We start from the raw sequence: 14,393 nt of genomic DNA, 5'->3' as shown, positions 1-14,393 counted from the left end.
CAATGGAACTCAAGCATGGTAAATCGTTTCAGCAAGTGATTGAGACTGGGAGTTGGCAGGGGTTGGAGTTGGCTGTTGTAATAGCCGCAGGCCAAAGAGTCCAAACAGGATAAGGGCGATCGCCCCCAGTAGCCACCAAACGAACACTGATTGAGATGTCTGTTCATGCTGAGAGGGTGTAGCTTGCAACTGAAGGTGCTGGGGTTGTGGCATCGCTGCGATCGCTGGAACCGGGGGCATCATTGTAGAAGCCATTGAAGTAGAAGCCATTGAAACGGTAGCCGCCATTTCTCCAGCCAAAATTGTTTGAATGCTCGTCCCCAGTGCCGTGACTCCAGATGGTTCAGTAAAGTACACCAAATGATCACAGTCAACTTCTACCAGGGTCGGTGCGGGCGTGCGATTTGTCGGAATTGCCTGGATACTTTCCACCGTAACGGCTAAATCGTTGGTCACTCCAAAGAAAGGTAATTCCATAAGCGACTTGATGCGAGCCACCAGCTTTTCGGCTAGCGTACCCTTCGTGCCATGAATCAGGGAGGTGTTTCCAGCAATGACTGTGTAGGAAACACCCGGATCATCACTCATGGCCAGCGCTTTCAAGAACTCTGAGCTTGGTTCCATTTCATCTAGCGTCATATCCATCGATTCAAGATGCTCTAGCAAACTTCCCAATATTCGGAGTGGAACTGCAACAGTCGATAAGCCATTGATGATCAATGCAGCCAGAGTGGTGATGCCCGCTTCTACCTGTGGCCAAGGCGAACCAGCACTGGGAGTGCCCAACAAGATGAGATGTTGCACTACTTCGTTGCCTCCCTCTTGCTCAATGAACCAACGAGATACCAGCCCCCCCATGGAATGAGCAATGATGTGGAACGTTTTGTCATGATTTGGGCCAAGCCCAATTTCCTTCAGGCGTTGTTTGAGTTCACGAGCATGGGTTGCAATGGGCGTATTCAGACTTTCATAATCGAAGGCCAGGATCAAGTCGTAGCAGTTCTTAAGAGGCTTCGCTTGTTCGTTGACCCTTACCATCGCCGTGTCAATGCTAGGCAACATGCTGGCGGTGTCGCCAATAATTCCGTGAGTATAAAGAGCAATGCGCTTTGCCTGAGCAACTTTAGCCGCAACAACGATTGGATCAGCATCGTAACTCACCTCACCATCGTTCACGGCGACTGCTGCCAAAATGGGGTAGTCGAAAGCAATGCCAAATTTTTGACTTAGCTCAGAACCCAGTTTTTGAGACACAACTTTTTGGAAGAAGATCCGAATGGCTCCGCCCAGGCTTCGGTTTCCTTCCTGAATGGGTTCGGGTAGGTGTTCGATGGTGATTTCCGTTTGGTCACCCTGGGCAATGCCCCGGCCTAGTGGCAGGTAAAACTCTCCATCGTAGGCAACGGGCAGAATATAAGTTCCCTGTTCCAACGTCCTATCAGCAATGACTTTTAAGGGATTTTGGGGTGTGATCGTTTCTCGATTGTTGACATGGCTGAGTTCCAATGCGCTGAGGCCGGGATCGGTTGCGCGGCTAGCTGTGAACTGAAAAGATTGAGTGCGATCGCGCAGCAATAGCGGCAAAATGTGATTACCCAAATCGCGTGTGGATTGAGGAATGGTAGTGAGTCGTGCTTGGGCTTGAAAATCTGCCGGACTTTCGATGGTTACGCCTGGGATGAGCTGTGCTTTGGGTGTTGCAGCAGAAAGGGCGATCGCATGCCGCGGACGCACCGTTGTGATGACCATTTGGCTGGTGATCCAATCGTCAGTCACTTCATTCTCTGCACTTGCACCCAGGTCACGAGTCTGTACTCGTTGCATGAGGCGATTTAGCATTCCTTTGGGACTGGAGCGCGTTGTCCTGGGTTCGGGCGATCGCGGTTCACCTTGGTACAGCGTCAGCTTATCCTGCTCCAGTAACCGGGCATCAAACTCTGATGTACTCACAATCAGCTTCAGCACATCTTTGAATTCTGTGATTCCCTGCTCCCACAGCTCGTCAGGAACGGAAGCATCGATCGGTTTTCCACTCAGTGCATAGGCTTCTTCTCCAGGGGCCAGCCATTGGCCTCCTGCTTTAAATAGGTCTGCATGAATGGCAAACCGTTCCGTTAAATCCAATACGGTGCAATACAGCCGTTGATCGCTCGTATTTTTAAGTTTGAGTTGGAATTTTGGAGGGGTTTGGTTTGTGTAAGTTAAGCGAATGTTGTCTCCAGAATGAGTTTGGTTCGGTTGCACAATCTCCATCTGAACGGCATTAGAGGCAATACGGCTGGTTGGAGAGCTTTGCAATTCTAGTGTGGTTGTCCAGCGAGCCAAGTGCTCCAATAAACGAATGGTTTCCCTGGCACTCTCTACGGTGTAACCAAGCACAGGCTCTAGCAAAATACGAGCATCTGCCGGCCGTTTGATGGCGTACTGGTTGTTCTGAGCCAATACCTGAAAGGTTGCTGCCGTTGGGTCTTCTACAGGGCGGATATAAAGGGAGGGTTCGGTATTGTTGGCGTGGGCGATCGCGTGTTGCAATCGTGCAAGACCATCTGCATCGCCAATCCAGTAAACTCCCAGGGGTGGCAACGGCAGAGATGTCACAACTGCTTTGAACGTCATATCTGGCTGTAAGTTTGGGACGCCTGTAATTTGTACAAGGCTCAACCCTGGCATAACAGTCGTAACGACAGCCGTTCCAATGGGTTGATGGCTGGTTTGTATAACCTCATCAGAACTGTTGAACGGAAAAAGGTTCAGGGTGGTGGTTTCACCTGCGGTTGGCTGAGCAATGCCATGAATGCTGCCACCATCCAGCGTCCAGCCGTAGTCAGAGTGATAGCTTACGCTAAAGTGGGGCGATCGCGGCTGAATAGCCCCACCCAAGAAGGGGCGATCGAGATCATTTGCAACAATGGCTTCTAGCTGAGGTAACTGATCGGTAACCCGACTTTGAACTAGGGCAGATACTCGTTTAAACACATCACGATAGGTCAATGAGCCATTCACTTTGCTCAAGGTATCCAACAAGCAGCAGGAAAATGCACCATGATGTTCACCATTGCTGGCATATTCTTTGGCCTCTTCAAAATCTCGACAGGCTGCAATCAAGACATGGCGGCCTTGAGGCATGTACCAACCACTCGTAGGCTCCCCAAAACTGCGCGTCCTTGGGGTGGTAGGCAGTTCAGCAGGATTAACAATGAAGCTGCTTAAAGGGCGCTGTCGCGGGTCCACAGGAATACGCCGCACGCCCTGCGTTGATTCCGAGTCTCCACGGGTTGCGGTACCTGAGTGGCAACTATCAATAATTGCTACAGTATGCGGACTTTTGGCAGTCACTTCACCAATGAGTTTGGCAAGTTCTTTATCGGCCAGGTCCCAACTGCCATCGCAGCGACTGTCATAGCAAACAAGGGTTTCGTTCAGGCGATCTGGTTCTGCATGCCAAAACTCCTCGGGTGCCTTTTCTTGAGAGCCATGCCCTGCGTAGAAAAAGAGCGCAACATCTTCTGGCCCAGCCTGACACAAGTGCTGACGAAAGCCATCAATAACAGCTTGGCGAGTGGCCTGTTCATTCAGCAAAACTTTGAGGTGGAGTTGTCCAGTATGTTGAACGATTTGCCCTTCTAAATAGGATTGAAAGGCTTTTACATCGTTTACGCAGCCCTTTAAAGGAGAAATGGAAGAGGCGCGATCGTAGCGATCGATGCCAACTAAAAGAGCATAAATATGGTTCATGGTTTGTACTCTTAACAAGCATTCATGCAATAAATTTCACCGGATGATGGCTCTGCTTCCCATCATCTGTTCTGGCTGAATGCGATCGCTCATTTCAATGCATTGAGGACATTACTCAATCGATCGCTTAACACATAGAAGTTCGCGAGCTGCTGAGGGCTCATTGGCTTGCCAATATCCTTCATCGTCTTAAGCGTAATCAAGCTTTTCAAATCACGAAACTGAAGCGCATCGCTTACAAACTCTTTCAATACTTCTCGCTGTGCAATCCGAGTCGTGCGATCGTCCTCACTGTGAGCATGGCTAAGAACGGTTGCAAGTTGTTGGTTTTCTCGCAATTCCTGATCATTTCCTGAACTAATTAAAGCAGGGACAATTTTGATAATGACGTAATCATCCCGCACAGGCTTTCCTTTTTCGCTCGGAGTAAAGTACTCCAGCTGTAACCCTCGAAGCTGATATTGGCAGGCTTCAACAGGTTGGTTGAAAAGAATGTAGGCTCCACAGCGAAGTTTCGCTTCTCCATCCGAGAAGAGTCCATAAAAATCGATCTGGCTCTTAAAGAGAAGTTTGTTTTGCTCTTGTAACGCAGCAACTTTGGACAGGCAAGCGACAGCACTGGTAGCAAGTCCGGAAAAAGGAATCAACGTTGGAAAAACAGCTCCAAATTCAGCATTTAACTCCTTTAAATCCTGCAAGATGGCAGCATCATCCTTCAATCCCTTATCAATTTCTGTAATCGTCACCTCTAGCCAAACTCGATTCTTTGCGGAATGGTTCTCTCTCCCAAAGATATGCTCAAACTCTAGATGTTCTCTGACGGTTTCCGCTGGTATATCAATGCCAAAGAAGTTGATAGACTCAATGGCAGGCTCATTTCCATATCGAACCTTTGACTTAACTAATAAATCATTTCCACTCCGCTCATCATCATGGTTTTCATCAATGAGGAAAGACTCTAGCGTGATTGTAAACGAGCCCCCATCCTCGATCACCTCATCATCATCTGCTAAGGGCGAAAATACTCTGTCGAGCCTCGCTCCCTGGACATGATTTAACTGAGATAAAGGCACAAACCAGCACGTATCTTTGCTAATATCTCTGGAACATCCTTGCATCGCTATCTCCTTCAGCTCGGTTATAACGGCTGAACTTTTGTACGAGGCGAAAATATTTAGGATTACAAGCCTGGTTGCTCGGGCTACAGCCAGGCTTGTCTGTGGAATACTTAGAGACCCAATCGCTCAAGCGTCTTCGGTCCTACAATTCCATCCACCTCTAAGCTATATTTCCTTTGAAATTCCTCAACTGCTTGTTTGGTGGCTGGGCCAAACTCGCCATCTATACAGATTGAGATACCAGCTGTCTTTAAAGCTGATTGCACTTTCTGTACCCATACTCCTTGCATGGTGGGGGTTGTTAATTTCAGGATGGGAACAGCAGGTTGTTCATCGACATGCTTGAGCAGCTCTAGCCCAGTTTTGAATGCATGAACGAAGGTATCAAGACCATGGGTTCCTCCGTTGACAGTCTGGCGAGCTTTTGCGTAGTCTCGGCAGGCAAGGGCGACCCGTATCCGACCTTCCTTGCTTTGCAAGAAGAGTGCCAAAAGATCGGCAGCAATTTGTGGATCGTTCGCGAGTTCGGGTTTGTGGATTAGGCGATCGCCTAATCCCAATTTCTGGCCAAAGGTTTGATAGTTTGCCTTACCCGTTAACTGAACAAATCCACGTCCCTTGTATTGTGCGCCATGTCCACAAGCGTTATTTCCTAAATCGGTTCGAAAATCATACGCGCCAAACTCAGAACCATTGGGTTTCGTGTTGTACGAAGACGGGCACTCATCAATTGGTGCAAAGCATCCAGTTTCTGCACGAATAGTTGCTAGTGCCATGAGCACCATGTCGCGATCGCCCAAATTTCGCTTCTCAAGTGCCGATAGAACAAAGGGTAAATACTTCTCGATGTTGGCTCGTGGAGCCCCTTGAAAAATTTGCGCCACCACATCAACCGTAAACAAGTTCACATCAACCGTTCTGGGAACTGTCTTATAGGCATAACCCAAAGCCTTCAGCGTGTTTGGGCCTGCAATCCCGTCCGCAGGTAGGCTCACACTTTGTTGAAAGACCTGAACCGCCGCTTCTGTCTTCGGCCCATAGTCTCCATCACAAGTTCCGCTGTAACAGTCCTTTGCCGTCAGTAGCCTTTGCAGTTCCAACACCTCCAAGCTGATCTGACCTTTCCTTAGGGTGATATCAGTCTCGACTTTGGGCTCTGGCTTAGATGGTTCTGTGTCTGCTCCTAGCCCATCCGAATTCGAGACGACTGAAGAATCTGACTCGAAAGCTGCGCCGTTAGCAGTTGGTTTCTGGCCTAACAGTTGCATTATGGTTGTTGAATCAACCACACCATTGACCACCAGTCCTAATTTTCCCTGAACCCGCTTAAGCGCAGCATCTGTTCCCGCACCAAACACCCCATCCGCCTCAATATCTTCGCTATGCTGAATCAGGGTTTGCTGCAATTTCTGAACATCAGAGCCCTCCATTGGCGGTCGCGAGAGGCGTAAAATGCGAGGCTGTTCATCCCAAGGAGCAACTTTGAATCCGCCAATTGGAGCTTGATTTAACCGCTCATGGGTTTCGTTGCCCCATTGCCCATCTTCTGCAATTCGATCATCCAAGTGGTTTTTATTCCACAGTTTCTGAAAGGCTTTAACCGCCGTTGAACGGATATCGACTATCCCTCTGCCAACATAATCAAAGTGCACTTTATCACTTGTGCCTGGTTTGCGGGTTCCATACCAAAGCCACCCATCCCGTTCTAAATAGGGACGCCAGCCTGCCCAGTCACTCACGTCAATCGCAACAGCACTTTGGTGGTTGCTGCGCCCTGGCAAGGCCACATCACTCAATCCACAGCGCCCTCTCCCCTCTCTTCGGTTGTACAGGAAGAGTTGCTGAGCAATGGTACGATACGCTGAAGCAATCCGCATCGGCTGACCCCGTGCAGCAATCACTCTCCGCAACGATTCTTTGGCCGCAGGCTGCAAATATGGAAAAGCGGCTTGTTCCAAAATGACATCTAAATCATCAAAACTCACCATAATGTTGGGAGCAATGAGATTCATTTGGTGAATCAGCTGTTGAGATAAAGCATTGGCGATCGCGGTTGTACAGCCTGGAGCCGCTGCTAAAGCAGTAGGTGATAGAGAGCGAGTTGATACCAAGTCTGATTGCGTTTCCGCCTGGTTAATTTCAGCTTCCGACTCTTCCTCAAAGTCTTGAAACATCGTATCTAAATTCAGGTTTAGAGTACTCATGACGATTCCTTTCAACGGATTGAAAGAGACAAAATATAATCCTGTTTCATCTTGAAAGATTAAGAAAACTCGCCTCAAACTGTACCTACCCTCAAGGAGTAAGAAAACAGAGAGAATTAAATTTCTCCATCATCTAAAATTGAAGCGTTTCTTGAAATGAATGCCTCAAAACGGAGGTTTTACAGAATGTGAATTTGAGTATGGTAAGGGGCAGTAATCTTAGATGAATATCAGGGATGGATAGAACGAGATATAGTTGAGAGCTAGCTTTGGGGAGGCAAATCAGCTTATCTCTCGTCTTTATAATCGCTCTTGAAGCGGCACATATACCTAAAGTTTCAAAATTCTTTATCATTATCTAATTGCCAGGTTGATTTATGGTTTATCTACCTAGCCTTTCTACGCAAAAACAGATTCTAAAAAAGTAGGGCAACCCTAAATTGGGCAACACAAATGTTGTTTTAATCGAATAATTAAAATCCTTAAACAAAGAGATGAAATCACTTCAATAGGTCTGAAGATGTAAGGATACAGCTAAAAAAAGGACGTTTGACGATTGAGTGCGACGAGATGGGCATTAAAATTCTTGTGACAGAACCGTTACTTGTCGAGAATGTCCTGAATGTTGAGGAAATAGCTATCCATAGCTTCAATATTGGCCTCAACCAATTTGTGAATTAGGCCCTCATCGGGTTCTAAGTCGGCAAAATCCAAGCTAGTCCTGAACAGAATGTTTCCCGAATTAAAATCCATTTCAAAGTTGCCGATGAATTGTTTATGATTGATTCGAGCCAAGAACTCTACTATCGAAAGCTGTTTTTCTTGGGGACACATTACGGGAAAAATAGAGTAAAAAATGAGTTGATTTTGCCCTTCTCGCACTTTGGCAAGACAGGTCCATGCACCGTGTTTACCTGTGTAGCTCAGCGACAGTTCCAGTTGCCCTTGAGCTTTGCTAAAAGACCAGTCCTCAGCAGTAAAGAAGTTAACAACAGCAGTCATGAGGCTTGTCGATAAGTCGGATGGCTCATCGGAGTCTGTTGTAAAGGAATCAGATATCAACGCATCAAAGAGCTCTCCGATTACGCTAGCCAAATTATTAGCCGCATCATCAATTTCCTGGGAAATCTTTTGTTGATTGGTGTTCAGACTTGTATTGAGCCACTGATCAATCGGTTCAAAAATTTGATTGAATCTCTCTTTCAATAAGTTATCATTCCAAAGTTCTTCTAAAGAGCTTCCCAGGAATTGCAGAATAGCTTCTGCGATCGCCTCACTAGAAGTATCTTCGGTAAGCAAGGCAGGGTTCATATAGAACCATAGGGTGCGGTAGCCCACTTCGTCAGAATTCTGGGTCTGCCACACGCGTAAAGCATACCAGTTCGCAGGTTGCAGCAATGGGTGTGCGGGTTCACTGTGCTTCAGAAATTGCAGATAAGCCAACGCATCATCATTTGTGGCACATCCCTCAAAATGATGCAGTAACTCCGTGTTCAAAGTCGCTTCGATTTCAATATCAAGCTCTGGCTGAAATTCTCCACCCTCCTGCGCTCCCCGAATCTCTGGTTTTAGATTAAACAGTGCCTCAGCATTGATCGTTTCGTAGAGCAAGTAAGAGACTTGAAGCTTAAGACGGCTCTCTGTCAGGCGATCGACTTCAAAGGTTAAATTTATAGAACTGATGTGCTCGAAAAGCTGATTTCGAGCTTCTTCAAACGACTTAAACAAAAAGATTGGAGTTGTTATCATGAGTACCTCAGGATATTGAATTCTTCTGATTAACCAACAGCTTTTTTGTTGACAGTAGTTGAACTACCGTTCTCTGAACAAAATCAGTTTAGCCGCCTGGTTCTTCTCAGGTGTCTCACAACGGGATTTTTTACTCCACCGAGAGAGTTATTAAATACTATAGTCTAGAGTTTTGTTTGTTAATAAGATACCTCTCTTTAGACTAAAAGTTTAGTAAGTCAGTCAATTATTTTTGTCAATGTTTCGGTGCTCTAAAATTAGTTGAACAAATTCCCGGATATCTTTCTCAGGATCACTCTTAGAGACTTGTTCAAGTAAATTGATACTTTCATCCCACAATCTATAAGCGATCGCTTGAACAGTAGCCTTACGAACGATTGGGCTGGGGTGAGTTAAATAGACACGAAAGATATTAAAAGCAGAATCATCAAAGTCTGGAAAACCCACAGCAATTTTCAGCAATGCTCCTATTGCCTCTTGCTCGTTTTGTGCATCTATGGCCATTTGTAACAGATCATCAGGCTCATAAGCTGGCAAGCGTCTACTAACCTCAAACAAGAGTGGATGTAAGTTAGAGCCACGGATCCAAAGAAAGCGAGTAAAGGTAAGTGGGTCATCGACATAATTAATTACATTTTTCCGATCATGGGTTGTCCAAATCTCCTGAAAAGCTTCTTTTTTTCCGTCTCCATGATGTGTTAGCTGTTTGACCCATCCTTGTTCCTGAGCTAAATGTACAAATTCTTGATAGCTGATATCCTCTTCAAGAACAAAGAATTCCCCGTCAATCTTTTTTACCATTGCAATAATTCCTCAAATCTGAACGTAATTATCTTAACCCTGTCTGGGTCGGTGATACTGTCTTAGTTTCTCTCTAACAAAGTTTTCAACATCTACAAGGTTTGGTGGTCTATCTAGTACAGGTAAATCTTTAGCATGTCGCTTGAACCACTCTTTAATCGTTGCTATCTCCCGCTTGTAACGAATATCTCGATTTCGGTTAGTCTTTTTCCCTTGCGCTACTGAAGTATCTGGGTTTAGCATCTCAGCCGTGACACGTCGGGCACCTTCTTGTGCACCACCATATGCTGCTGGATGTAGACCAATCCCTTGAGCAACATTAAAATGTTTCTTCAAGTGCTCTTCACCCGGTTTGGGTGTCATTATCTCGCTGACCATAAGGGTGTAGGCAAGATCACGTCGGTGTCCATATGTTCTTCTAGGGTGACTAGGCTCTTTTGCAAACCAAAGACCAAAAAGTTCCTCAAGAGCAGCTTTCTGTTCTGGAGGTAAATTTGGTATAGGCTCCTTGCGTAGAAGTTTGGTAAAAAGCGTTCCGACCTCAACACCAGCTAGCTTTTTACGTAAAGAAGCATAACGATGTCCTCGTTCGGAGGCGGACCCTGTAATCGCCATCCAACCTTGCTGTGCTTGCCACTCTACATGTGAAGGTTGGTGTTTATATCCAACTGGCTGACCAAGATTTGACTGGGCAGCTTCTGTTTTGCCAATTTGAAATGCTTTACCTTCAGCTAAGGCAGTAGTTGGACTGGCTGGGTGACTCAAATCTAAAGAAATCGGTTCTTCTGGATCCCCTTTACCTAAATTTTCAGTTTGAGCAGCTGTTGCTTCAGAAATATATTCTTCAGCTATTTTATCGAGAATCTTAAATACTTCACTTGCTTCAAATGTCCAGCCATCTGCCAAGTCAATACTTGGATTGACTTGGCCCACTACATCAAATTTGCTTCCCTTTCCTTTCAATTCTAGCTTTTTAAGCTTGTATGAAAAACGCCAAATTGCTAACTGAGTAAGGACTCTTACCTTCGAAGGCTTACGGGCGAGAAGTTGGTGAATCTTGGGAGGTAGTTCGCGTTTAATTTTTTCTACTCGCTCTTGTTTCTTGCGATCCTGATCTCTCTTCTTGTCTGCTTTCTTGTCTGCTTTCTTGTCTTTCCCTTTGGTTGGCTTCTGGGTGGCGGGTTTCTTGGTGGGTTGTTTGGGAGTGGTAGGTTTCTTGGCGACAGTTTTTGTTTTGGTCTTATCTTTTGCTTTCGCTTTGGCTTTCTTGCCTGCGGCTTTGCCCTTCTTCCGTCCGAGAATTTTCTTCGCCAAGCCTTTGATTTTGCCGCCGATTTTGGCTGCACCTTTGGCAAGTTTGAGGATTAACCAGTTGGCAACGAAATCGATGACGGCGATCGCCGCTGCCGCCAAAGCAACGGCGAAGGCAGGCCCAGCATTACCTGCTTTAACAGCTTTCAGAAAAGCAAAGAATTTTTGGAAGGCCGCGATGATGCGTTGAACGGTTCCCCATGCCGCTTGCAGCCCTTCAATAATCACCATCAAGGCACCCGCAGCAGGCACAATCATGGCAACTAATTTTTCAACTAGAATTCGGATCAGCGTGGGTGGAATTAATGCTTTGATGCCTTCCCAGGCCATCTTGCCAACTTCAGCTAGCGCAAGGCCACCACCCTTAATCAAATTCCAGACCATAGAGCCAAGGCCCAACACCTGCTCAAGCTTGGAATTGAACCATTCTTTAACCGCCTCCTTGAATGCCTTCCAGAGGTGATTCTTAATGCCATCAACAACGCCTGCTCCCAAATTCTTGAGCCATGCTATTGGTCCTGCGGCTACGTCTTTAATGAGCGCTGCAAAAGCACCCACAGCCTGGGCAATCTTGTCAGCAAATTTGATGGCTCCATCTACAACCGCAGCTAACCCATCCACCGCAGCTAGCAATCCCTTCTCCAGCCAGCCCGCTAGCTTATCCAACCCCGCAGCCAAAGCATCGAGAGCAGCGGCTACGCCCTTCTTGAGTTGGTCAGCATACTCGTTAACCTTTTTGACTGCCGCATCCACTGTATTTTGAATGGCCTTGCGGAATTTATCTCGCAACCCAGGGAAACCCGCCAAAAGCTTGTCGCCAATGGCAATCAGGGCATTGCCAACAGCCTTGATTGCGGCAACGATCGCATTTCGAGCTAAATCAATCGCTGCCATGGCTGCCTTTTTGGCCGCTTCGATCGCCTGCTTAATCTTCTTGCGAGCATAATCAAAAGCGGATTTAATGGCAGCCTTAATTTTGTTGAAAAATGCCTTGGCTTTGCTGGCCAACCAACCAAAAAATCCTTTGCTTTCTTTCTCTCCTTTTGCTTTCTCTTCCGCTGCTGTTTTTTCGGCTTTTTCTCGTTCAGCTTCGGCTTCCTGATTGCCTTGATTGATCTGTTCAGCAGCCTGACGATCGGCTTCTTGCTTTTTACTCTGAACTTCCTTTCGACCTTTCGCAACTTCGTCATCGGCTTGTTGATTTGCCGTCTGAACTGCTTTTGTTTGTTCTGTATTCCATTGTTGTTTTTTTTCGGTTACCGATGCCTGCGCTTCAGCACGAACCTGGGATTGATCCGCAGCACTTTTTGATTCTAAGTCAGCAATCTCTTTGTTGGATTTAGCCTTCTCATCGGCGACTTGGGTGTTGTATTCATCTTTTTTGGCAGACATCGTCTGTTGAGCTTGGCCCACGGCTGCTTGAATTTCTCCACCCTTTTCCTGTTGTGCGATCGCAGAAAGGGCCTCTGGTTCGATGCTACCCTCCGCCATTGGTGCCGCTGTTGCGCCCGCCGCCGCCTCACCAGCAGGCACCTTGGCTGTGATCTTCTCGGGAGGAACACTGGGGTAAATTTTGGTATTTTCCCCCATTTCCTGAGCAACGTCGTGCCGTCCCTGGGTTGCCGTCTCGGCAACAGAAGCTTGCAACTTTTGGCGTTGCTCATCGGTTTTAGTCGGATCAGCATTGCCCGCAAGCGCCACTTGTGGTGGGGGTTGTTTGGGCACGTTTAGTCCTGCATCATGAACAGGCAGGCTTTCCATAGAATTGGAAAGCTGAGTCACATCCTTCTGGGACAATTCGCCTCCCTCACCTCCAGACACCACAGGTTCCGGGATGCGCTCCGCAGGTGAGGGAGGCAATTCGGGTAGGGGAGCGGGCGAGGCGATCGGTATGGCTTCACCTTCGGGTGCTTTCTCAACTTTGCCCTGGGGCTTGCCATCCACGATTGGAATCGCGGTTTGGTCACCTTGGAGGTTTTTGGGTGAGCCAGTGGGACGCTCAATTTGGGGTGGGTTAGCAGCCAGTTCTGTTCGCTTGTCCTGTGTGGATTTTGTCACTGCTTTGCCAACCTCACCCAGCGATTGTTGAAGCTGAGCAGGAGGTAAATGCCCAATCTGAGCAAGTGCCGCAGTCGGTTCAGCCTCCGCAACTTTGGGCGTTTCGGGTGGGGGAGAGTCTGGCATTGCGCTACCGCCGCCACCACCACCGCCGCCATCACCGCCGCCACCTGCGCTTTCGCCGATTGTGCTCAGCGCCGCTTGTTGCTCAGCAGGGGAGAGATCCGCTGCACCCATATCTTCGGTGGCTCCTCCACCCAGTGCAGGTTCGTCTCCGCTGAAGCCGTCGGCAGCGGCGGGTTCTTCTGGTTCTGGTGTGGGCTCGGTCACTGGAGCAGGTGACGGCATTGCTGCCGATGGAGCAGCCAGGGCGGCCTTCTCTAAGGTCTCTTCCATCTCAGGAACGGTAGCCTCGGGAGCAGGCTCAGGAGACGCTTCTGTAGCCTCATTTGCTGGGGGCAGGGAGGCCGGTTCCGCGAGGGAAGCCGGGGGAGGAAGGGTCTCGGTGGGTGGGGTTGCGGCTGTCGTCTCGGTGGCTTCTGCTTCCCCTTGGGCGGCATCAGCCGGGTCGGCTTCATCAGTGGCAGCTCGGCCTGGGTCGGCATTCGCTAGTTTTTCTTCCAGCTCGGCAGCACCTTCTTCTTCGTTCCCCCCCTGCACCTCTCCCCCTTCGGCGGCGGGTGCAGAAGCTGATGCCTCACCACCCGCAGGCTGAGTTGGGCCACCCGTTGCGATCGCACCTCCCTCTGGAGCAGCCGTTTCCGAGGCCGCCTTCTCTGGGGTCATCGCTGGTTCCGCACGTCCTTTTCCCAAAGCGCCTACTGGGGTAGCCGGGGAACCTTCAGGAGCGATCGCCGATTCCGTTGTTTTCTTCTCGCCCTCTGCCTCCGATGGCAGGGCTTTTGTTTCGATAGGGCCAGCCGCGGGGATTGCCTCCGCTGGCTCTGTGGTGTCGGTGGGTGAGGATGTTGCCTGACGAGAGGCCGTTGTCTCTAGAGAAGGCGCAGCAGCAGGAAGCTTTGCTGTTGGCGGTTCCTGCGATGCGAGAGGAGGTTGATCAGCGGTTTTGGGAGCTGCAGTGGGGGAAGCTTGGGTGGTGGGGGAAGCTCCTGCCCTGGAAGCCTTTGATGGGACTGGCTCGATGGGGGCTGGTGCGGTGGGGGCTGGTTCCTGACGCGGGGCGATCGCCACTGGTTCTTCAGGTGGACGACGCACAGCCGTTTCAGATGCTGCTGCAGGTTTAGGTGCCGCAGGTGGTTTGACCTCAGGTTTTTCGGCCGCAGATGCCGTATCCGCAGATGCTGCGGGCTGAGATTTCGCAATCATGGAGTTGGCTACCCCAGACTTGAGACGCTCGGAGGTCTGGGATTTGAAAGCGATGGGGGCAGCAGGCGCAGGTTGCCGCGTGTCTGGCTCT

General features: G+C 48.6%; 7 protein-coding genes. 1 reads left to right on the top strand and 6 read right to left on the bottom strand.

The features are described 5' to 3' along the window. Positions 1-9 precede the first annotated feature (9 nt). The 6 genes from ACQ4M4_RS21930 to ACQ4M4_RS21905 form a co-directional block, all read right to left on the bottom strand. A complete protein-coding gene (locus ACQ4M4_RS21930; RefSeq protein ID WP_430686601.1) occupies positions 10-3,735 on the bottom strand; it encodes a caspase family protein in 3,726 nt (1,241 codons plus the stop codon). An 89-nt stretch (positions 3,736-3,824) separates the two neighbouring features. After that, a complete protein-coding gene (locus ACQ4M4_RS21925; protein WP_430686600.1) occupies positions 3,825-4,853 on the bottom strand; it encodes a hypothetical protein in 1,029 nt (342 codons plus the stop codon). 110 nt (positions 4,854-4,963) lie between these two features. Beyond that, positions 4,964-7,057, bottom strand: coding sequence for a peptidoglycan-binding protein (locus tag ACQ4M4_RS21920; RefSeq protein ID WP_430686599.1), 2,094 nt, complete (start codon positions 7,055-7,057; stop codon positions 4,964-4,966). A 600-nt stretch (positions 7,058-7,657) separates the two neighbouring features. Next, positions 7,658-8,785, bottom strand: coding sequence for a YbjN domain-containing protein (locus ACQ4M4_RS21915; RefSeq protein WP_430686598.1), 1,128 nt, complete (start codon positions 8,783-8,785; stop codon positions 7,658-7,660). 243 nt (positions 8,786-9,028) lie between these two features. Next, on the bottom strand, positions 9,029-9,607 hold the full coding sequence (locus tag ACQ4M4_RS21910) for a HEAT repeat domain-containing protein (protein WP_430686597.1): 579 nt from the start codon (positions 9,605-9,607) through the stop codon (positions 9,029-9,031). A gap of 33 nt (positions 9,608-9,640) precedes the next feature. Next, positions 9,641-13,636, bottom strand: a complete 3,996-nt coding sequence (locus ACQ4M4_RS21905) for a hypothetical protein (RefSeq protein ID WP_430686596.1) — start codon at positions 13,634-13,636, stop codon at positions 9,641-9,643. Positions 13,637-13,941: 305 nt separating this feature from the next. On the opposite strand from ACQ4M4_RS21905, the gene ACQ4M4_RS21900 reads away from it, so the two are divergent. Further along, positions 13,942-14,220: a hypothetical protein gene (locus ACQ4M4_RS21900; protein WP_430686595.1), complete on the top strand. Its 279-nt coding sequence runs from the start codon at positions 13,942-13,944 to the stop codon at positions 14,218-14,220. Positions 14,221-14,393: the final 173 nt, after the last annotated feature.

The sequence above is a fragment of the Leptolyngbya sp. AN02str genome, from assembly GCF_050565595.1.
Lineage (GTDB): Bacteria > Cyanobacteriota > Cyanobacteriia > Elainellales > Elainellaceae > Kaiparowitsia.
Note: the sequence above shows the minus strand (reverse complement) of the source record. Positions and strands in the feature narration are given on the sequence as shown.

Coding starts and splice junctions, on each gene's coding strand:
- ACQ4M4_RS21910 (WP_430686597.1), bottom strand. CDS start 9,607: ATGGTAAAAAAGATTGACGGGGAATTCTTTGTTCTTGAAGAGGATATC.
- ACQ4M4_RS21930 (WP_430686601.1), bottom strand. CDS start 3,735: ATGAACCATATTTATGCTCTTTTAGTTGGCATCGATCGCTACGATCGC.
- ACQ4M4_RS21925 (WP_430686600.1), bottom strand. CDS start 4,853: ATGCAAGGATGTTCCAGAGATATTAGCAAAGATACGTGCTGGTTTGTG.
- ACQ4M4_RS21920 (WP_430686599.1), bottom strand. CDS start 7,057: ATGAGTACTCTAAACCTGAATTTAGATACGATGTTTCAAGACTTTGAG.
- ACQ4M4_RS21900 (WP_430686595.1), top strand. CDS start 13,942: ATGTTGCCTGACGAGAGGCCGTTGTCTCTAGAGAAGGCGCAGCAGCAG.